This window comes from Streptomyces sp. NRRL B-1347, from assembly GCF_000720325.1.
Lineage (GTDB): Bacteria > Actinomycetota > Actinomycetes > Streptomycetales > Streptomycetaceae > Streptomyces.
In genome coordinates this window covers 18,193-37,861 of sequence record NZ_JOJM01000077.1, presented here as the reverse complement: position 1 = coordinate 37,861, position 19,669 = coordinate 18,193, and the positions used below count along the sequence as shown (strand labels likewise).

The following is a 19,669-nucleotide window of genomic DNA, read 5'->3' as shown; positions in this document are numbered from 1 at the left end:
GGGCGGTACGGGTGGGTGGGAGGGAGAGGCCCCTCAGCCGCCCAAGGCCCACCCGGCCAAGGGCTCGTAGCGAGGCCGAGCCCCACAAACCCCGCCCCGGGGAAGATGGCTGCGGACCAGCACAAGCTCCCCCACCCCCCCCTCCACCCCCCCGAACCCCCACAGCTCCTCCACGAAGGGCACCAGATCCGCGGCCCCCCGCGCCCGCGCCAGGGTCAGATGGGGATGGAACCCCCGCCCCGTGTCCACGTCGGCCCCGGCCCGGCGCCCCGCCGCCCCCGCACGGCCCGCGAGCAGCCGCAGCTCCGCGACGCCCCCGGCCACGCCCGCCCACAGCGCCCGGTCCCCGAACCGCCCGCCGCCGCGCAGCGCGAGCGGGAAGGGCGGGGTGCGCCGGGCCGCCCGTTCGAGCCGGGCGGTGAGGTCGGGCACGACCCCGTCGTCGACCTCACCGAAGAACGCCAGCGTCAGATGCCACCCGGCCCGCTCGGTCCAGCGCAGCGCCCCCGCGCCGGGCAGCCGCTTCAAGTCGTCCACGCGCCCGGCCAGTTCGGCCACCACCGCCTCGGGAGGAAGGACCGCTGCGAAGAGTCTCATGCGGCTAGCCTGCCCCTATGAACAGCACAGGTCACACCGGTCCCATACGGGTGCGCACGGGCACCGCCGCCGACGTCCCCGTCTTCCTCGGTCTGCTGGACAGCGCCGCCGAGTGGCTGGTGGCACAGGGGTACACGAAGCAGTGGGGCACCGAGCCGCTGTCGGCGAACGCGCGGGTGGTGGAGCTCGTGGAGAAGTACGTCGCCGAGGGCACTCCGTGGATCGCGGAGGTGGACGGGGAGCCCGCGGGCATGCTGATGCTCACCGAGAGCCCCACCGGCTACGTGGCACCCGTCGACGAGCCCGAGCGGTACGTGCACTTCCTCGCCACCGGCCACCGCTTCGCGGGCCTGGGCGTGGGCCGCACGCTCCTGGCCCACGCCGTGGCCGAGACCCGCGCGCAGGGCGTGTCCCTGCTGCGGGTCGACTGCTACGCGGGCAACGACGGCAAGCTCGTCGCGTACTACGAGAGCAACGGTTTCGTCCGTACGGAGACGTTCACGGAGAAGGACGGCACCTGGCCGGGCCAGGTCCTGGCGATGCGGGTCTGAGCTCCGCCCGGCCCCGGGACCCGGGGCCGGGAACCGGCTCAGGCGGCCGGCGCGAGCTGCGCCTCGCGGGGCACGAAGCGCACGTGCTGGCGGCCCCGCCGCAGATCCACCTCGAGGCGCAGGTTCGCCGCGCGGGCCAGGCCGAGGCCGACGCCGAGCGAGGCCAGCGCGACGACGAGCCCGCCGAGCGCGAAGCTCACGCGGACCCCGTACGCGTCGGTGAGCCAGCCGAAGAGCGGCCCGCCGAACGGGGTGCCGCCCACGAACACCATCATGAACAGGCTCATCACGCGCCCCCGCATCTCGGGGTCGGTGGCCATCTGCACCGAGGAGTTCGCGGTGACGTTGACGGTCAGGCCGATCGCGCCGACGGGGACGAGCAGCGCCGCGAAGACGTACGCGTTCGGCACGGCGGCCACGGCGATCAGGGCGACGCCGAAGAGCCCCGCCGTGGCGGTGAGCATCCGCAGCCTGGACGTCCGGCGCCGGGCGGCGAGCAGCGCGCCGATCAGCGAACCGGCCGCCATCAGCGTGGTGAAGGCCGCGTACATGCCGGAGCCGCCGTGGAAGACGTCGTCGGCGTACGCGCTCAGCCAGATCGGGAAGTTGAAGCCGAACGTGCCGATGAACCCGATCAGGACGATCGGCCAGATCAGCTCGGGGTGCTCGCGCACGTGGTTCAGGCCCTCGCGCAGCTGGCCCTTGCCGCCGCGCGGGGCGAGCGGGCTGCGGGTCAGCTCGCCGGTGCGCATGAGCAGCAGACCCGCGATCGGCGCGAGGAAGGACAGGCCGTTCGCGAGGAAGGAGTAGCCGGGTCCGACCGCGGCGGTGACGATGCCCGCGACGGCGGGGCCGATCAGGCGTGCGGACTGGAAGTTGGCCGAGTTCAGGCTGACGGCGTTGCGCACCTGGTCCGGGCCGACCAGCTCGGAGACGAAGGACTGGCGTGCGGGGTTGTCGACGACGGTCACGAGGCCGGTGAAGAAGGCCGTCACATAGACGTGCCAGACCTGGACGTGGCCCGTCAGGGTCATCGCGGCCAGGAACAGGCCGCCGATGCCCATCGCTCCCTGGGTCACGAAGAGCAGGTTCCGCTTGGCGAACCGGTCGGCGATCACACCGCCGTACAGGCCGAAGAGCAGCATCGGCAGGAACTGCATGGCCGTGGTGATGCCGACGGCGGCGGAGGACCCGGTGAGGCTGAGGACCAGCCAGTCCTGGGTGATGCGGGCCATCCAGGTGCCGGTGTTCGACACGACGGCTCCGGCCGCGAAGAGCCGGTAGTTCCGGATCCGCAGCGAGCTGAACATGGAGTTCGTGGGGCGGGCGGGTTTGTCGAGGGTGGTTGGTGCGGGGGCGGAGTCTGCTCCGGATCCCGTACTCAAAGGGAGTCGCCTCCTTTGGCGGTCCGATCCCGGGTGGGCCCCTAAGGGCACGGCCCCGAGAGGGCCGTGCGGACAGTCGGTCGGTCGGTCAGAGGTGTGCCAGCTTCTCCAGGACGGGCGCGGCGTCGCGGAGCTTCGCCCACTCGTCGGCGTCGAGCTCCTCGGCGATCCGCGCCAGCCACGCGTTCCGCTTTCTGCGGCTCTCCTCGAGCATGGTCTCGGCCTGCTCGGTCTGCGTGACCACCTTCTGGCGGCGGTCGTCGGGGTGCGGTTCGAGCCGCACCAGACCCTTGGCTTCGAGGAGCGCGACGATGCGTGTCATCGACGGCGGCTGTACGTGCTCCTTGCGGGCGAGCTCGCCCGGGGTGGCGTTGCCACAGCGGGCGAGGGTGCCGAGCACCGACATCTCTGTGGGGCTCAGCGACTCGTCGACCCGCTGGTGCTTGAGTCGACGGGAGAGGCGCATCACGGCGGAGCGCAATGAGTTCACGGCGGCGGCGTCGTCGCCATGGGAGAGGTCCGGCATGGTCTTTAGAGTAACTCATTACCCAGGCTAAGTACCACCGCATTTGCGCGCGTGAGCGCGGGACCTGCCCAGGAAGCGCGGCACGGAACCCTTTCATCACCCGAACGAGTGAGCCGGATTCGGAAAGTCACGCATCGCCCGTCCGGGGACGGCGACCCTGGCGGGCATGGGATCGACAGTGCTCAGCCTGCGGATGGACGGTGAGCTGCTCGACCGGCTCCGGAAGCACGCCGCCAAAAGGGGAATGAGCGTCCAGGACTACGTGGTCCGGACGCTCATCCGTGATGACTTCGACGAACGGTTCAAGTCGTCCGTCGAGGAGACAGAGAGGTTCTACGCCTGAGGCCGCGCACCGCGCCCGGGCTCGGGACCCGGACGCGGCACGCGGCCTCAGGGCTCGCGTCGGCCGACCGCTACGTGAGGTCGAGCGCGGGCATCAGGTAGTAGAAGGCGAACACCGCCGAGACGACGTACATCGCCACCGGCACCTCGCGCCCGCGCCCCGCCGCGACCCGCAGGACGGTGAAGGCGATGAAGCCCATGCCGATGCCGTTCGTGATCGAGTACGTGAACGGCATCATCAGCATCGTCACGAACGCCGGGATCGCGATCGTGTAGTCGCTCCAGTCGATCTGGCCGATCGAGCCGGACAGGATCAGGAAGCCGACCGCGAGCAGCGCGGGCGTCGCCGCCTGCGAGGGCACCATCGTGGCGATCGGGGTGAGGAAGAGCGCCACCGCGAACAGGCCGCCGGTGACGACGTTGGCGAAGCCGGTCCGGGCGCCCTCGCCGACGCCCGCCGTGGACTCCACGAAGCAGGTGGTTGCCGACGAGGACGAGGCGCCGCCCGCCGCGACGGCGATGCCGTCGACGAACAGGACCTTGTTGATGCCGGGGAAGTTCCCCTTGTCGTCGGTCAGGTGGGCCTCGTCGCCGATGCCCATGATCGTGCCCATCGCGTCGAAGAAGCACGAGAGCAGCACGGTGAAGACGAAGAGGACGCCGGTGAGGACGCCGACCTTCTCGAAGCCGCCGAACAGGCTGATCTCACCGACGAGGCCGAAGTCCGGGGTCGCGACCGGGTTGCCGGGCCACTCGGGGGTCGTCAGGCCCCAGGAGGGCACGTCGGCGACCGCGTGGATGATCATGGCCACGACCGTCATCACGACGATCGAGAGCAGGATCGCGCCCGGCACCTTGCGCACCAGGAGCGCGAGGGTGAGCAGCACGCCGAGGACGAAGACGAGGACCGGCCAGCCGTTGAGGTGGCCGTCGCCGCCGAGCTGGAGCGGCACGGTGGTGTGCGCGGCGTCCGGGATGCGCGAGACGAAGCCCGCGTCGACGAGGCCGATCAGCATGATGAACAGGCCGATGCCGATCGCGATGCCCTTGCGCAGGCCGAGCGGCACCGCGCTCATCACCCGCTCCCGGAGCCCGGTGGCGACGAGCAGCATCACCACGAAGCCCGCGAGCACCACCATGCCCATGGCGTCCGGCCAGGACATGCGGGGCGCGAGCTGGAGCGCCACCACGGTGTTCACGCCGAGCCCGGCCGCGAGCGCGATCGGGACGTTGCCGATGACGCCCATGAGCAGCGTGGTGAACGCGGCCGTCAGCACGGTGGCAGTGACCAGCTGCTTGTTGTCCAGCTGGTGGCCGTACATGTCCTTCGCGCTGCCGAGGATGATCGGGTTCAGCACGATGATGTAGGCCATCGCGAAGAAGGTGGCGAAGCCGCCGCGCACTTCCCGCGCCAGGGTCGAACCCCGCTCCGTGATCTTGAAGAACCCGTCCAGCCCGCCCTGCGGGGGATTCGGGGGCGGCTGCTTGGCGTCGACCGGAGCGGTGGCCGAGGGGGACATGCGGGACCTCATGACCTCTGTTGAACGGGATAAGCCTGGCTTGCACGAACTTGTGTCTTCATACGAAAGCAACTGGCCATTAAGAAGCCGTTTCAGTATGAATACATGAGCCTGAAATGGCCATCTCCGCGCGTAGAGCCTTGTGGCACAAGGGGTCGAGGAGCGCGCTCAGGGCGCGGCGAGGGCCCCGTCTAAGCTGAGGGCATGGCGAAGTGGACACCGAAGCACGAGGCGCCGGAGCCCCTGGAGGGGCCCGTCGTCGCCACCATCACCGGCGGCACGATCCTCTGGTTCGTCCTCTTCCTGGTCCAGCTGCCGTTCTACGGCTGGTTCGACGACCGCGACGCCACGTGGTGGGTGTGGACCTGCCTCGCGGGCGCGGGCCTCGGCCTGATCGGCATCTGGTACGTGCGCGGGCGCGACGCGGCCATCAAGCGCGCGGAGGCTTCTCGTACCGCCGCAGTACGGGATGCGACCTGAGGGCAAACCCCCTCCTACCGTGGTCGGATCTTTCAGACATTCAAGGGGTGAAGCCCCTGATCCCGCCTTACCGTCGAATGCATGACGCATATCGACGCGGGCGCCGAGCTCGATCCGGTCCACCCGGTGGCACCACCGACAGGCCGCGCCACCGGTCTAACGGCGGCCGAGGTCGCCGAGCGGGTCGCCCGCGGCGAGGTCAACGACGTACCGGTCCGCAGCAGCCGCTCCACCACCGAGATCGTCCGGGCCAACGTCTTCACGCGCTTCAACGCGATCATCGGCGTGCTCTGGGTGATCATGCTGTTCGTCGCGCCGATCCAGGACAGCCTCTTCGGCTTCGTGATCGTCGCCAACACCGGCATCGGCATCATCCAGGAGCTGCGCGCCAAGAAGACCCTCGACGGGCTCGCCGTCATAGGCGAGGCCAAACCGACGGTCCGGCGCGACGGCGTGGCCGCCGAGATCTCCACCTCCGAGATCGTCCTCGGCGACCTGGTGGAACTGGGGCCCGGCGACAAGATCCCCGTGGACGGCGAGACGGTCGAGTCCGACAGCCTCGAAGTCGACGAGTCCCTGCTGACCGGTGAGGCCGACCCGGTCGTGAAGAAGCCCGGCGACAAGCTCATGTCGGGCTCGTTCGTGGTCGCCGGCGGCGGCGCGTTCACGGCCACCAAGGTGGGCCGCGAGGCCTACGCCGCCCAGCTCGCCGAGGAGGCGAGCCGCTTCACCCTCGTCCACTCCGAGCTGCGCTCCGGCATCTCCACGATCCTCAAGTACGTGACGTGGCTGATGATCCCGACGTCGATCGGCCTGATCATCTCCCAGCTCGTCGTCAAGGACGACAACTTCAAGGAGTCGATCGCCTACACCGTCGGCGGCATCGTCCCGATGATCCCCGAAGGCCTGGTGCTCCTCACCTCCGTGGCCTTCGCGATCGGCGTGATCCGGCTCGGCCGCAAGCAGTGCCTGGTGCAGGAGCTCCCGGCCATCGAGGGCCTCGCGCGCGTGGACACCGTCTGCCTCGACAAGACGGGCACGCTCACCGAGGGCGGCATGGACGTCACCGAGCTGCGCCCGCTGAACGGCTCGGACGAGGGTTACGTACGCGAGGTCCTCGGCGCCCTCGGGGAGTCCGACCCGCGCCCGAACGCCTCGCTCCAGGCCATCATCGACGCCTACCCCGCCGCCGAGGAGTGGCGCTGCACCGAGTCGCTGCCGTTCTCCTCCGCCCGCAAGTACAGCGGCGCCAGCTTCAGCGAGGGCGACGGCCAGGACTCGACCTGGCTGCTCGGCGCGCCCGACGTGCTGCTTCCCGCCGGGGACCCGGCGCTCGACGAGGTCGAGCACCTCAACCACCAGGGCCTGCGCGTGCTGCTCCTCGCGCGCGCCGCGGGCGACCTGGACGCCCCCGACCTCGCCGCGGGGGCGCGCCCCACCGCCCTGGTCGTCCTGGAGCAGCGCCTGCGGCCCGACGCCGCCGATACCCTGCGCTACTTCGAGGAGCAGAACGTCCAGGCCAAGGTCATCTCCGGGGACAACGCGGTCTCCGTGGGCGCGGTCGCGGCCAAGCTGGGCCTGCCCGGCGCGCAGAACACGGTGGACGCGCGGCAGCTGCCCGCGGAGCGGGCCGCGATGGCGGAGGAGCTCGACGCCCACTCCGTCTTCGGCCGCGTGACCCCGCAGCAGAAGCGGGACATGGTGGGCGCGCTCCAGTCCAAGGGCCACACGGTCGCCATGACGGGCGACGGCGTGAACGACGTCCTGGCCCTCAAGGACGCGGACATCGGCGTGTCCATGGGCTCGGGCTCGGAGGCGACGCGGGCGGTCGCCCAGATCGTGCTCCTGAACAACAGCTTCGCGACGCTGCCCTCAGTGGTGGCCGAGGGCCGCCGCGTCATCGGCAACATCACCCGCGTGGCGACGCTCTTCCTGGTGAAGACGGTCTACTCCGTCGTCATCGCCCTGCTGGTGGTCTGCTCCCAGGTGGAGTACCTGTTCCTGCCGCGCCACCTGACGCTCCTGTCCACCCTGACGATCGGCGTCCCGGCCTTCTTCCTGGCGCTCGCCCCCAACACGGAGCGCGCCAAGCCGCACTTCGTCCGCAGAGTCATGCGCTACGCGCTCCCCGGCGGCATCATCGCGGCCCTCTCCACCTTCGCGACGTACCTGCTCGCCCGCCACCACTACGTGGGCGAGGGCGCCCGCGAGGCCGAGACCAGCGCGGCCACGCTCACGCTCTTCCTGGTCTCCCTGTGGGTCCTGGCGATCATCGCCCGCCCCTACACCTGGTGGCGGATCTGCCTGGTGGCGGCCATGGGCCTGGGCTTCCTGCTGGTCCTGACCATCCCCTACCTCCAGGACTTCTTCGCCCTGAAGCTGGTCGGCACGACGATGCCGTGGGCGGCGGTCGCGATCGCGGCGGTCGCGGCGGCGGCGACGGAGTTCGCCTTCCGCTGGATCGACCGCCGCTTCGCGGCGTAGCCGACTACCGGACGTCGACGAAGTCCCCGGCCGAGACCACGGCCGGGGACGTCGACGACCCGGCGAAGGCGTACCGGAAGGTGCCGTCCGCGGACGCCTTCACGATCGTCTTCAGGTTGCCCTTCGCGTCCGACTTCACCGTCTTGAGCGTCGTGTAGGAGCTCGCGCCCTTGGCCTTGAACTGCAGCTTCACGGGCTGACCGGTGTAGCCCGCGAACTTGCGGCTCTCCCAGTTCGCCCGCGTCAGCGCGCCGGACACCAGGAGGGACTCGCCCTTCTCCACGGGCTCCGGGGCGGCGTCGACGGTGAGCTTGGCGGCGCGCTTGACGCCGACCGTCGTGTACTTGCCCTTGATGACGTGGTTCTCGGCGCGGCCCTTGCCGAGCAGGCCGGCCAGGACCTTCCAGCGGCCCGCGGTGTCGTTGCTCAGGGTGCTCGGGTCGGCCACGACGACGGCCTTGCAGGTGCCCTTGGTCGCGCTCAGCTTGACGCACTTGGGGTCGACCCGCGGGGCGATGAGGCCGTCGACGCGGTCCGGGTACGACTTGCCGTGCCAGGCGAGGGCGATGCCCTCCTTGATGCCCTTCGGGTCGGTGCCCGTGACGGTGATGACGAACTTCTTCTTGGAGGTGCCGATCACGAGGTCCTTGCCGCCGTTGACGACGACCTTCGTGATCTTGGTGTTGCCCTTGTGCGAGTCGAAGGCCTGCGCGGCCGGGACGGCGAGGGCGGACAGGACGACGGCGCCGGAGACGGCGGCCACGGTGGTGCGGATGCGCATGGGGGTGTTCCTCGGGGGTGGATCGGATGAGGGGACGAGTGCGTCAGCGGACGTCGATGGCGTCGCCCGCGGAGGTGACCGCGGGGGTCGTGGACGTGCCCGCGAAGACGTAGCGGAAGGTGCCGTCGACGGAGGCCTTCACGGTGGTCTTCAGGTTGCCCTTGGCGTCCGACTTCACCGTCTTCACGGCTGAGTACGCGCTCGCGCCCTTCTTCTTGAACTGCAGCTGCACGGGCTGCTGGGTGTAGCCCGCGTACTTCTTGGTGTCCCAGTTGGCCCGGGTCAGGGCGCCGGAGACCGTGATGGTCCCGCCCTTCTTCACGGGCTCCGGGGAGGCGTTGACGGTGAGCTTGGCGGCGCGCTTGACCGATACGGACTTGTACGCGTCGACGGTCTGCTTGCCGCCGAGCTCCTGGCCCGCGGGCGGGTTGCCGTGGGCGGCCGCGAACGCCTTCCACTTACCGGCCAGCGAGTTCCCGTAGATGTTCTTGTTCGGGTCGGCGGTCACGGTGACCGTGCACGTCGCGGTGGTCGCGTCCACTTCGGTGCACTTCGGCGGGACCCCCGTGTCGAAGACGATCGAGCCGTCCAGATCGGCGTAGTCCGGGCCGTGCCACAGGAAGCCGCTGGCCTTCCGGATGCCCTCGGGGTCCGTCGCGGTGACCGCGAAGGTGATCTTCTTCGCCTGCGAAGTGCCGATCACGATGTCCTTGCCGCCGTTGACGGTGACGTTCGTGATCTTGGTGTCGCCGATGCTCTCGTCCGCCTGCGCGGCGGGAACGGCGAGGGCGGACAGGGCCAGGGCGCCCGACAGGGTCGCCACCGTGGCACGGATGCGCATGCTTTTCCCCTGGTGGAGAAGGGGCCCCGTGGTGCGTAAGCCGTCACACGGGGCCCAAGCGATCTAGGAGTCTGTTGACTCGCGAGATCAGACCCTCACCCATGGTCAAAGGTTGTACGTTCCGTGAAACCTGCTGGTGGGACTCAGTCGAACCAGCGGTCGCGCGCCAGTTCCCCGGTCCGCGACGGGTCCTCCAGGAGCGCCGCCACCTCGAAGCGGCGGGGCCACTGACGGGTCGCCCAGGCCAGGCCCGCCGCGACGCCCTCCACGGTGGCGGCGTGCACCGTGCCGTCGGAGGTGCGGCGCCACTCCAGGTCCACGCCGTCGACGAGCAGCTCCTCGTGCTCGCGGTACGTCGCCGGGGTGGTGGGCCCGAGCAGGACGCGCACGGACTCCGGGACCTCGTGCTCCACGCCGGCGCCCGGGTCGACCCCGGCCCTGACGTGGTCGCTCAGACGGCGCACCTGGAAGAGGTCCGCCAGGTCGCCCGCCCGGGACGGGGACACCGGGAGCAGCGGCACGTCGGCGGCGTACGGCAGCAGGTCGGGCGCGTCCGCGACCACCGCGTCGGCGGCGTCGACGACCACGACCTCGCCGCCCAGGACCGCGCGCAGCTCGTCGGGCAGCGTCACCTGCTCCGGGTCGAGGTCCGCGAGCGCCCCGTACAGGGTGTGCAGGCGCGCCGCGGAAACGGTCCGCTCGGGGTCGGCGAGCCGGTCCAGGAGTTCGGCGGCGCCGCCCGGCTCCGCGAGCAGCGCGGCCACCGACGTGCGGACGCCGAGGGCCCGCAGCACCTGCTCGTCGTCGAAGCCGGTCGCGTCCACGGCGTCGTACAGGCCCTCGAGGAGCGGATCGCCGCCCGCGGACCGCAGACCGGCCGGACGGCGGCCGTCCAGGACGGGGTGGCCGCGCAGCCACCACGCCGTGTACGGGCGCACGCTCTCCGTCGTGCCGTCCGGGAGCAGCACCCGCACCGGCTGGGTGAGCGCGTCCCGCAGCGGCGGCCTGGAGAGCAGCGCGAGCGCGCGCGGCCACTGGTCGTCGTCCACGAGGTCCAGGTCGCGCACCGCCACGAGCTCCGTCGCCACGGGCGGCACCGGCGTGTCCGGCAGCCGGTCGAGCACGTCCTCGCACCACACGTCGACCGCGTCGAGCAGCCCCGCGTCGTCGGGCTCGGCGAAGTCCCCGTCGCGCGGCTCCAGCTCGTCCGGGTCGAGGACGACGTCCGTGGCGCGTACGAGGGTGAAGGAGGCGAGGACCCCGCAGGCGGCCAGCGGCCGCTCGCCCCACCGCCCTGCGGTGTCCGCGTCCACGAAGGCCAGCTCGCCCTCGCGCATGACCTCGGCGAACGCGCTGCCGGGCAGCACGAGCTCACCGGCGGGCGCGAGTTCGCCGTCCTCGTCGGGCAGCGCGAGCGCGCCGAGCCAGGGCTCGTCGCCGGGCGCGAGGTCGGCGTCCCGGACGAGGGTGAGCACGAGCTCGGCGAGCTCCTCGGCGTCGAGCCCCGCCCCCTCGTCGAGCCCGTCGTACCAGGAGTCGTCGTCCAGGGACGCGGCGACGGCCGCCCGCACCTGGGGCGTCGTCAGGACCGCGCGGGGCGTGGCGGGCAGCGCGCCGAGCTTCTCCAGGAGCGGATGCGCGGCGTCCGCGTGGGCGACCTTCAGGCCGATCCTGGCCAGGGCCGCGGGCGCGGCCCCGTCCCCCGGCGCGGGCAGCAGGACCTGGCGCGGCCCGATCGTCGTACGCCCGCTCGCCAGCGGCACGGGCAGCCCCGAGAGCCGGTCGGGGTCGACGCCCGCGAGGGTGTCGTACAGGCGCCGCCACCAGGACGGCTCCCGCTCCAGGCCCGCGAGCCGGTCGACCGCCTCGGTCAGCGGCACCCGGGCCACACCCAGCGTGCGCAGCTCGCTCCGGCGCTCCAGGCCCGCGGGCAGCAGGCTCGGCAGGACCTCGGCGAGCACCCGCACGGTGTCCGCGCCCGCGCCCTGAACGACCTCCGCGTCGCGCGGCCGCAGCGCGACGGGGGCCTCGGCCTGCGACCACTCGTCGGCGGGCTCTGGCACCGGCCCTGCGGCGGGCGGCAGGAACGCGGTGCGCGGCAGCCGGTCGAGGACGGCCCGGCGCAGCGCGCCGTCCAGCTCGCTCGTGCCGAGCGGCCCCGGCACCAGGCCGATGATTCCCTCCGTCACCGGGCGCCACCCGGCGAGCAGTTCGGCGTACGCGTCCGCCGCCCGCTCCACCAGGAAGTCCGTGAGCGGCCCCGGCGCGGCGTGGCGGCGGCTGGTGTCGAGCGGGAACGTGCCGATGAGCAGCGCGGGCACGCCGAGCGGCTCGTCGCTCGGGGTCGGCGCGTGCAGCACCGGGCTCGTGCGGGGCGCGCGCGGCGCGCCGTCCTCGCCCACCGGCACGGCCCAGGTGAGCTGCCAGTAGGGGCGGAGGCGCTCCTCCACGGGGCGGTCCGCGAGCAGCCGCGCCTCCAGGTCCCCTGCACGGGTGACGGTGCGCCAGCGCGTCGTGCCGTCCCGGGTGTCCGCGACGACGGTGTCCGCGCCGTCCGCGGAGCGGCGGAGCACCCGGGTCGTGCCGTCCGGGGTGCGGACGGAGACCTCGTCGAGGCCGGGCAGCGCGAGCAGCAGCGCGTCGTCGACGCCGTCGAGGAGGCGCGTCACCAGGTCCTCGGCCGCGGCGTCCCGCAGCGGCAGGATGACGACCGTGTCGTACCCGTCGGGAGCGGTGCCCTCCGCCGCCAGCGGCAGCCTCAGGAGCGGTACGTGGCCGTCGCGCCGCCGCATCTCGTCGCCGAGGCCCGGGCTGAACCTGGCCGTCTCGGCGGCCAGTTCGCGGGCCTCCGCGAGGGACCAGCGGACCCCGCCGGTACGGCCCACCACGGCCGGTTCGTCCGACACGGAGAGCACGGCGGCGAAGCCCACGCCGAAGCGTCCCGTGGTCCGCCGCCGGGCGTCGCCCTCCCGCTTCGCGGACGCCCGCAGCGTCGCCAGGGACTCCACGCCCGCCGCGTCCAGCGGGGCGCCGGTGTTCGCCGCGGCGAGGACTCCGTCCTGGAGCGTGAGCGCGAGCCGTCCTGCCGTGCCCGCGCGGGCGGCCGCGTCCGAGGCGTTCTGCGCGAGCTCGACGACCAGGCGGTCGCGGTAGCCGCCGAGCGCCAGGTCCTCCTCGGCGTTGGCGTCCTCCCGGAACCGGGCCGGGCTCGCCGCCCAGGACTCGAGCACGGAGCGGCGCAGACGGGCGGTGCCGAACGGGTCGGTGCCCTCGGCGGCAGGCCGCACGGTCTTGCTCACGGTACGTCGCCCTTCTCTGGCGGGAGACGCCCTTCGCTGGCGGGGGCGCCTTGGACTGTGGGGGCGAACGGTACCGCGTCCCGCGCGGGCCGCCTGTCGGCGGCCTTTCCCACCCACCCGAGGCCCGAAGGGGCGCGGGGAACTGCGCGACCAGCCACAACCGACCCGCAGTCGATCCGGGGCGCCGGGGCCGCGCCCTCGCCACAGAACCCGTGGAGGCTAGGAGTGGCCGAGGTCCTCGTCCGGGTCCGTGTCCGCGGCCTTGACCGAGCCCGAGTCGGGGGCGGGCCGCAGCGGCAGCTCGTCGACCTTCGTCTCGTCCAGGACCGGCGGCGCCGGGCGCGGCGGCTTCGGCATGACCGCGGCCTCGGAGTGCCCGCCGCAGCCGTACGCGAGCGAGACCACGTGGCCGTCCGCGGGGCCGAACTCGTTCGCGCACACGCCGAAGGCCTGGCCGAGCGAGCCCCCGATGGGCACCAGGAAGCCACAGCTCACACAGGACGCGGGCGCGGCCTGCGCCATCGGCGTCTTCGCGCCGTACCCCTCGTCCCAGCGGTCGGCGGAGGTGTGCAGTCCGTACCGGGACAGGACACGCGCGCGGCGCATCCCGAGCTCCTCGGCGAGCGCCGCGAGGGAGCCGCGGGCGGGCACGGCGTCGGCGGCCGGGGCCGCGTCGGCGGCGGCGAGTTCCGCGTCCTCCGCCTCGACGCGCTCCGCCAGCTCCTGCGAGAGGACCGAGTTCGGCGGCGGCGCGTCCTCGCCGGAGTAGCCGGGTTCGAGGCGCAGGTCCTCGGCGTCCGTGGGCAGCAGGTCGCCCGGGCCCATGTCGCCGGGGCGCAGGCGCTCGCTCCACGGCACCCACTCGGGCGCGAGCAGCGCGTCGGGGCCCGGCAGCAGCACGGTCTCGTCGAGCGTGACGACCTTCGCGCGGGAGGCGCGGGCCACGGTCACCGCCCAGCGCCAGCCGCGGTAGCCGAGCTCCTTGCACTCGAAGAGATGCGTGACGACGCGGTCGCCCTCCACGACGACCTCGACATGCTCACCGACCACCCCCGGCGCGGCGGCCTCCTCGGCCGCGGCCCGGGCGAACCCGACGGCCTCGGCGCAGAGGCGGTCGGGGGTACGCGGGGTGCGCTGGGTGCGGCTTCGCGTTGTCGCTGCGCTCACAGGTATCGCTTCTCTCCTACGCCGTCTCACGGGTGCGCCACCCTTACGCGGGGGCACGGACGGAGCGGACCAGGGGGCCGCGTCGACGTCCGCGCCCGACGTCACGGGCGCGCCTACGCCATCCATTCTGCGGGATGGTGATGAGGCGCGCGGCCGAGAGCTTCCGCCGCAGGCGCGTTACGCACGCTACCTGTTCCTGGCCCCTGGGCCCACACCGGCGCCCGCCCCGACCCGCCGACACGCCCCCCGTCACCCCCTCCGTCGCCGGCGGATCCGGCCCGTCCGGCGTTCGACGACGAGCGCGGAAGCGCGGTGCTTCGCCCACGTCCCCCGGGAAGTCGCAGGTCGGAGGGGGTGGGGGCGACATGGGGGTGGCCGGGTGGAGGGAGGTGCCACTAGTCGGGGGCGGAAGGGGGCACTATGACTGGGTGGCTGGCGTCAGGTCGTCGTCGTCCCACGGGCTGCGCTCCCCCCGCCCGGCAAGCAGGGCCGCCCGTGCGCTGGCCCGCGCGCTGCACCTGCCGTTCACCGGAACGGCCCGCGGCATCCGCAAGGCCACCCACGCCCACGGAGCGGGCGAGTCCGGCCTCGGCAAGCTGATCGAGCTGCACGCGGTGAACGGCGCGGGCGACGTGCTGATCACCGTCTCGCTCGCGTCCACGGTGTTCTTCTCCGTGCCGACCGACGAGGCCCGCGGCCGCGTCGCGCTGTACCTCGCCATCACCATGGCGCCGTTCACGCTCCTCGCCCCCGTCATCGGCCCGCTCCTGGACCGCCTCCCGCACGGCCGCCGCGCCGCGATGGCGGCGGCGATGCTGGCGCGGGCGCTGCTCGCGCTGATCCTGTCGGGCGCGGTGGCGACCGGCGGCCTGGAGCTGTACCCGGCCGCGCTCGGCGTGCTCGTCGCGTCGAAGGCGTACGGCGTGGTCCGCAGCGCTGTCGTGCCCCGGCTGCTGCCACCCGGCTTCTCGCTGGTGAAGGCGAACTCCCGGGTGACTCTGAGCGGACTGCTCGCGACGGGCGTCGCCGCGCCCGTGGGGGCGGGGCTGCAGGCGATCGGGGCGCGCTGGCCGCTGTACGCGGCGTGCGCGGTGTTCGTCGCCGGGACCGTGCTGTCGTTCACGCTGCCGCGCAAGGTGGACTCGGCGAAGGGCGAGAGCAAGGCGCTGCTCGCGGCGGACGAGGAGCATCTGCACCTGGCGCGCGCGAAGGACCGCAAGGACTCGACCCGCAGGAGCCTCCTCGGCCTGCGGACGGTCGGCCCGGCCGTGACGCACGGCCTGGCCGTCAACGCCGCGCAGCGCGGGCTCTCCGGCTTCCTGATCTTCTTCCTGGCCTTCCTGCTGCGCGAGCATCCGCTCGGCGGGCAGAGCGCGGCGGTGTCGCTCGGCATCGTCGGGGTCGCCGCGGGCACGGGCAACGCGCTCGGCACGGCCGTCGGGGCGTGGCTGAAGGCGCGCGCGCCCGAGCTGATCATCGTGACCGTGGTGGCGGTGGTGCTCGGGGTCGCGGTGTGCGCGGCGCTGTTCTTCAGCCCCGTGGCCATCGCCTGCCTCGCGGCCGTGGCGGGCTTCGCACAGGCCCTGTCGAAGCTGTCGCTCGACGCGCTGATCCAGCGGGACGTGCCGGAGGCGGTGCGTACGTCCGCGTTCGCGCGCGCCGAGACCCTGTTGCAGGTGGCCTGGGTGGTGGGCGGCGGCATCGGCATCGCGCTCCCGCTGAACGGAACCCTTGGCCTGTCCGTGGCGGCGGCGATCGTGGCGGTCGGATGGCTGCCGACCGTACGGGGCCTCTTGGCGGCCGCGCGCCGGGGCGGCAGCCGCCGCGTCCTGGCCTGAGCACCGGCCCCCGCGCCGGGAGGCACCCGGATCCACCGGGGGCGCCCGGACGGCGGTCCTGTGGGCGGGAGGGGCGGCCCGGGCGGGGCGGCCGGTATGGGCCCAGGGGCCAAGAGATAGCCTTCCGCCATGACCTCCCTGGTACCCCGCTCAGCGCGCAGCCGCCGCGCCGTCGCCTCCCTCGGCGCCGTCTCCGCCGGACTGCTCGTCCTGTCGGCCTGCGACAAGCCGACGCCGCTGGCGACCGTGACGGTCGGCAGCAAGTCCGTGCACTCCGAGGCCTCCTGCTACAAGGACGGCAAGGAGCTCACGCAGTCCGCCGTACAGGACTGCCTGAAGGACACGAAGGACATCAAGTCCATCACGGTCGACCCCGACGAGAAGGTCCGCTTCGGCGTCGACCCGGAGATCGCCGACAAGGGCTGGACGCTGCTGATGAACGGCCAGCCGCTGACCGAGGCCAGCAAGAAGACCTACGTCGTCATCCCGGGCAGCGTGTTCTTCAACCAGCAGTACGGCGGCGGCGGTTCCTCGACGACCGTCAGCCTGCTGGAGGGCGGCAAGAGCGAGAGCGGCGCGCCGAAGGCCACCGGTCTGTGGTCGTTCAAGCTGAAGAAGGACAAGGACGCCTGACCGGGACCGGGCGGACCCCACGCATCCTGGTGGCCACCGCGGTCCCCGCCGAGCGGGACGCGGTGGCCTCCGGCCTGTCCGCGGGGGCTGACGCGGCGGGCGCCGCGGACACGCCCGGCGGTGGGCTCGTGTCCGTCGGGCCCGTGGACGTGCTCGCCGTCGGCGTCGGACCCGCGGCCGCCGCCGCGGGCACCGCGGCCGCGCTCGCCGGTGCCGCCGCCCGCGACGTGCCGTACGACCTGGTGGTCTCCGCCGGCATCGGGGGCGGTTTCGTGCCGGACGCGCCCGTGGGGTCGCTGGTCGTCGCCGACGCCGTCACCGCGGCCGACCTGGGGGCCGAGACGGCCGACGGGTTCGTGCCCGTCACCGACCTCGGCTTCGGCCGGGTCACGTACGAGCCGCCGGCCGCCCTCGTACGGCAGCTCGCCGCCGTGTCGGGCGCCGCGACGGGCACGGTCCTGACGGTGTCCACCGTCACCGGTTCCGCCGAGCGCGCGGCCGGGCTGCGCGCCCGCCATCCGCGTGCTCTCGCGGAGGCGATGGAGGGCTTCGGCGTCGCCGAGGCCGCCGCCGTGCACGGCCTGCCCGTGTGCGAGGTCCGCGCGGTCTCGAACCCGGTGGGCCCGCGCGACCGGGCCGCCTGGCGCATCGGCGACGCGCTCGCCGCGCTCGGCGGGGCGTTCGGGAAGTTCACGCCGGTACTGGAGAGTTGGAACAGGCATGACTGACACCACCCCCGAGCCCCTGCGCATCGCGTACTCGCCCTGCCCCAACGACACCTTCGTCTTCGACGCCTGGGCGCACGGCCGGGTGCCGGACGCGCCCGCGCTCGACGTGACGTTCGCGGACATCGACATCACCAACGGCATGGCCGAGCGCGGCGAGTTCGACGTGCTCAAGGTGTCGTACGCGGTGTTGCCGTACGTCCTCGACGAGTACGCGCTGCTGCCGTGCGGCGGTGCCCTCGGCCGGGGCTGCGGGCCGCTGGTGCTGACCCGGGAGCCGGGGGTCGACCTGAGCGGCAAGACGGTCGCGGTGCCGAGCGAGAGGTCGACGGCGTACCTGCTGTTCCGGCTGTGGGCCGCGGACGTCCTCGCGGACGGCGTCGGGGAGATCGTCGTGCTGCCCTTCGACCGGATCATGCCCGCCGTGCGGGACGGGAAGGTCGACGCGGGGCTCGTCATCCACGAGGCGCGCTTCACTTACCAGAACTACGGCCTGCACCGGCTCGCCGACATGGGCGAGCACTGGGAGGCCACGACCGGCCTGCCGATCCCGCTCGGCGCGATCATCGCGAAGCGGTCGCTCGGGGACGACGTGCTGCGGGGCCTCGCGGACGCGGCGCGGGCGTCCGTGCGGAGGGCCTGGGACGATCCCGAGGCCTCGCGTCCCTACGTCCTGGAGCACGCGCAGGAGATGGATCCGCGGGTGGCCGACCAGCACATCGGCCTGTACGTCAACGAGTTCACCGCGGATCTGGGCGAGGACGGCTACGCCGCGGTGCGCGGCCTGCTCACCCGGGCCGCCGCCGAGGGCCTGGTCCCGGCCCTGGCCCCGGGGGCCCTTTCGTTCCCCTGATCCTGGGGGCTCCGCTCCTCAAACGCCGGAGAGGCTGAAACACAGCCGCAAGCGGCACCATCCAGCCCGTCCGGCGTTTGAGGACGAGGCGCGAAGCGCCGAAGAGCGGCGCACGGGACCCGCGGTCACACGTCCAGCTGGTCCGCCACCGCCCTGAGCAGGCCCGCGATCTTCGCGCCCGAGGCCTTGTCGGGGTAGCGGCCCTTCTCCAGCATGGGGGTGATGTTCTCCAGGAGGGTGGTGAGGTCCTGGACGATCGAGGCCAGTTCGTCCGGCTTGCGGCGCTGTGCGGCGGCGACCGACGGCGTCGGGTCGAGAAGCGTCACCGAAAGGGCCTGGTCCCCACGCTGTCCGGCGACCACGCCGAATTCCACGCGCTGGCCGGGCTTGAGTGTGTCGACGCCGTCGGGCAGTACGGAGGAATGCACGAAGACGTCACCGCCGTCGTCGCGGGAGAGAAAGCCGAAGCCCTTCTCGCTGTTGAACCACTTGACCTTGCCGGTAGGCACGTGAAGTCCTCGTCCTCGTACTAGTCGTCGTATCGGCGGCACCGCGCCGCCTTCGGCGTGGACCCTCCGGTCCCCGTCCGCCGGGCGAAAACGGCTCTGGATAGCACTACAGCGGGTCGCACGACCCGCCGGCACCAAGACTATTGGTCCCGGGGCCGGTGACAAGACGTCCCCGGTTTCTTCCTTCGCGCTGGGAACTACCCTGGTCCGGTGCGTGACAAAACCCAAGCGAATTCCACCGGACCGGGCGACGGCCTCGTACGGATTGGCGCGATCGTTTTCTTCGTCGGCGCCGTGGCCACCCTGGTCACGGTGGCTCCGCTGTTCCTCGGCGGCGACCCTTTCCCACCCGTGGCCTATGCGGTGTGCATGCTGATGGGCGTGGGTTTCCTCATCGCCGGGGCAGGCGTGTTCCGCTCCGTCGCCGCACAGCGGCGTCAGGCCAGGTCAGCGGCGGGCCCATCGGCTACGTGAGCGGCGAGCCAGGCCGGGAACTGGCTCAGATCATCGAGTACGACGTCGGCGCCCGCCGCGCGCAGTTCGTCTGCGTCGCACGGCCCGGTCGCCACCGCTACGGAGAGCGCGCCCGCCGTACGCGCCCCGCGTACGTCCCCGGTGTGGTCGCCGACGTACACGGACGCGCCGTACTCGTGCAGGGCCTGCGCCTTCCGCTCCGCCCACAGATTGCCGACCACGGCGTCCGCCGCGATGCCGAGGTGCTCGATGTGGAGCTTGGCGTTCGGCTCGTACTTGGCGGTGACGACTATCGCGCGGCCGCCCGCCGCGCGCACCGCGTCGACCGCGGCCCGGGCGCCGGGCAGCGCGGGCGTCGCCGCGATCGCGTATGTGGGATACATCTCACGGTAGAGCTCCGCCGTCGCCGCGACCTCGGTGGCCGGAAACCAGTGGGCCAACTCCTGTTCGAGGGGCGGCCCGAGACGGGTGACGGCCAGGTCCGCGTCCACGTGCGTACCGGTCCGCTCGGACAGCGCCACGTAACAGGCGTGAATGCCGGGCCGGGAGTCGATCAGGGTCATGTCGAGGTCGAAGCCGACGGTGAGCGCGCCGCCGTCCCGGGTGGTCCGTGCAGTCCGTGAGGTCATGGCGCCCATTGTGCCGGGGGCCCCGCGGCCCGGGC

At 72.7% G+C, this 19,669-nt stretch carries 19 protein-coding genes; 9 read left to right on the top strand and 10 right to left on the bottom strand.

The features are described 5' to 3' along the window. Window positions 1-33 precede the first annotated feature (33 nt). Window positions 34-597, bottom strand: coding sequence for an RNA 2',3'-cyclic phosphodiesterase (gene thpR / locus IG74_RS0138625; protein WP_030687080.1), 564 nt, complete (start codon window positions 595-597; stop codon window positions 34-36). 17 nt (window positions 598-614) lie between these two features. On the opposite strand from thpR, the gene IG74_RS0138620 reads away from it, so the two are divergent. Further along, complete coding sequence (locus tag IG74_RS0138620; RefSeq protein ID WP_030687078.1) at window positions 615-1,148, top strand: GNAT family N-acetyltransferase; 534 nt, start codon at window positions 615-617, stop codon at window positions 1,146-1,148. Window positions 1,149-1,186: 38 nt separating this feature from the next. On the opposite strand, the gene IG74_RS0138615 is transcribed toward IG74_RS0138620, so the two are convergent. Both IG74_RS0138615 and IG74_RS0138610 read right to left on the bottom strand, forming a co-directional pair. Beyond that, window positions 1,187-2,533 carry an MFS transporter gene (locus IG74_RS0138615; RefSeq protein ID WP_030687076.1) on the bottom strand — a complete coding sequence of 449 codons (1,347 nt, stop codon included), beginning with the start codon at window positions 2,531-2,533 and terminating at the stop codon, window positions 1,187-1,189. Between the two features lie 88 nt (window positions 2,534-2,621). Then, window positions 2,622-3,059, bottom strand: a complete 438-nt coding sequence (locus IG74_RS0138610) for a MarR family winged helix-turn-helix transcriptional regulator (RefSeq protein ID WP_030687073.1) — start codon at window positions 3,057-3,059, stop codon at window positions 2,622-2,624. A 166-nt stretch (window positions 3,060-3,225) separates the two neighbouring features. Here IG74_RS0138610 and IG74_RS50125 point away from each other — a divergent pair, with 166 nt between their 5' ends. Then, on the top strand, window positions 3,226-3,402 hold the full coding sequence (locus IG74_RS50125; RefSeq protein WP_078869435.1) for a ribbon-helix-helix protein, CopG family: 177 nt from the start codon (window positions 3,226-3,228) through the stop codon (window positions 3,400-3,402). A 70-nt stretch (window positions 3,403-3,472) separates the two neighbouring features. On the opposite strand, the gene IG74_RS0138600 is transcribed toward IG74_RS50125, so the two are convergent. After that, the gene (locus tag IG74_RS0138600) at window positions 3,473-4,921 is read right to left on the bottom strand and encodes an NCS2 family permease (RefSeq protein WP_030687071.1); all 1,449 of its coding nucleotides are present in this window, start codon (window positions 4,919-4,921) and stop codon (window positions 3,473-3,475) included. A 204-nt stretch (window positions 4,922-5,125) separates the two neighbouring features. Here IG74_RS0138600 and IG74_RS0138595 point away from each other — a divergent pair, with 204 nt between their 5' ends. Together IG74_RS0138595 and IG74_RS0138590 are read left to right on the top strand one after the other, a co-directional pair. Beyond that, window positions 5,126-5,401 (top strand): DUF2530 domain-containing protein, encoded by a 276-nt coding sequence (locus IG74_RS0138595; RefSeq protein ID WP_030687069.1) that lies wholly within the window; start codon window positions 5,126-5,128, stop codon window positions 5,399-5,401. Window positions 5,402-5,482: 81 nt separating this feature from the next. Further along, window positions 5,483-7,885, top strand: a complete 2,403-nt coding sequence (locus IG74_RS0138590) for a cation-translocating P-type ATPase (protein ID WP_030687066.1) — start codon at window positions 5,483-5,485, stop codon at window positions 7,883-7,885. A gap of 4 nt (window positions 7,886-7,889) precedes the next feature. On the opposite strand, the gene IG74_RS0138585 is transcribed toward IG74_RS0138590, so the two are convergent. The 4 genes from IG74_RS0138585 to IG74_RS0138570 all read right to left on the bottom strand — a co-directional run bounded on the left by IG74_RS0138585 (window position 7,890) and on the right by IG74_RS0138570 (window position 13,973). Beyond that, the gene (locus tag IG74_RS0138585; protein ID WP_030687065.1) at window positions 7,890-8,666 is read right to left on the bottom strand and encodes a hypothetical protein; all 777 of its coding nucleotides are present in this window, start codon (window positions 8,664-8,666) and stop codon (window positions 7,890-7,892) included. 43 nt (window positions 8,667-8,709) lie between these two features. Next, complete coding sequence (locus IG74_RS0138580) at window positions 8,710-9,507, bottom strand: hypothetical protein (RefSeq protein ID WP_030687062.1); 798 nt, start codon at window positions 9,505-9,507, stop codon at window positions 8,710-8,712. A gap of 143 nt (window positions 9,508-9,650) precedes the next feature. Continuing rightward, window positions 9,651-12,806 (bottom strand): sacsin N-terminal ATP-binding-like domain-containing protein, encoded by a 3,156-nt coding sequence (locus IG74_RS0138575; protein ID WP_030687060.1) that lies wholly within the window; start codon window positions 12,804-12,806, stop codon window positions 9,651-9,653. Window positions 12,807-13,025: 219 nt separating this feature from the next. Next, window positions 13,026-13,973 carry a DUF3027 domain-containing protein gene (locus IG74_RS0138570; protein WP_030687058.1) on the bottom strand — a complete coding sequence of 316 codons (948 nt, stop codon included), beginning with the start codon at window positions 13,971-13,973 and terminating at the stop codon, window positions 13,026-13,028. 365 nt (window positions 13,974-14,338) lie between these two features. Between IG74_RS0138570 and IG74_RS0138565 the strand changes: the two genes are divergently transcribed. The 4 genes from IG74_RS0138565 (at window position 14,339) to IG74_RS0138550 (ending at window position 18,022) form a co-directional block, all read left to right on the top strand. Next, window positions 14,339-15,811 carry an MFS transporter gene (locus tag IG74_RS0138565; protein WP_420710018.1) on the top strand — a complete coding sequence of 491 codons (1,473 nt, stop codon included), beginning with the start codon at window positions 14,339-14,341 and terminating at the stop codon, window positions 15,809-15,811. A gap of 129 nt (window positions 15,812-15,940) precedes the next feature. Continuing rightward, window positions 15,941-16,444 carry a hypothetical protein gene (locus tag IG74_RS51460; RefSeq protein ID WP_030687053.1) on the top strand — a complete coding sequence of 168 codons (504 nt, stop codon included), beginning with the start codon at window positions 15,941-15,943 and terminating at the stop codon, window positions 16,442-16,444. After that, window positions 16,408-17,172 carry a futalosine hydrolase gene (locus IG74_RS51455; protein ID WP_107059122.1) on the top strand — a complete coding sequence of 255 codons (765 nt, stop codon included), beginning with the start codon at window positions 16,408-16,410 and terminating at the stop codon, window positions 17,170-17,172. Before IG74_RS51460 ends, IG74_RS51455 begins: the two co-directional genes overlap by 37 nt. Continuing rightward, complete coding sequence (locus IG74_RS0138550) at window positions 17,165-18,022, top strand: 1,4-dihydroxy-6-naphthoate synthase (protein ID WP_030687048.1); 858 nt, start codon at window positions 17,165-17,167, stop codon at window positions 18,020-18,022. Before IG74_RS51455 ends, IG74_RS0138550 begins: the two co-directional genes overlap by 8 nt. 125 nt (window positions 18,023-18,147) lie before the next feature. Here IG74_RS0138550 and IG74_RS54495 read toward each other — a convergent pair whose 3' ends face one another. After that, entirely contained in the window at window positions 18,148-18,531 is a 384-nt protein-coding gene (locus IG74_RS54495) for a cold-shock protein (protein ID WP_030363393.1), read from the bottom strand. 210 nt (window positions 18,532-18,741) lie between these two features. Here IG74_RS54495 and IG74_RS50110 point away from each other — a divergent pair, with 210 nt between their 5' ends. Continuing rightward, window positions 18,742-19,005 carry a hypothetical protein gene (locus tag IG74_RS50110; protein WP_078869431.1) on the top strand — a complete coding sequence of 88 codons (264 nt, stop codon included), beginning with the start codon at window positions 18,742-18,744 and terminating at the stop codon, window positions 19,003-19,005. Here the strand turns inward: IG74_RS50110 and IG74_RS0138540 are convergent. Further along, window positions 18,969-19,634, bottom strand: coding sequence for an HAD family hydrolase (locus IG74_RS0138540; RefSeq protein WP_051856300.1), 666 nt, complete (start codon window positions 19,632-19,634; stop codon window positions 18,969-18,971). The genes IG74_RS50110 and IG74_RS0138540 overlap by 37 nt on opposite strands. Window positions 19,635-19,669 lie beyond the last annotated feature (35 nt).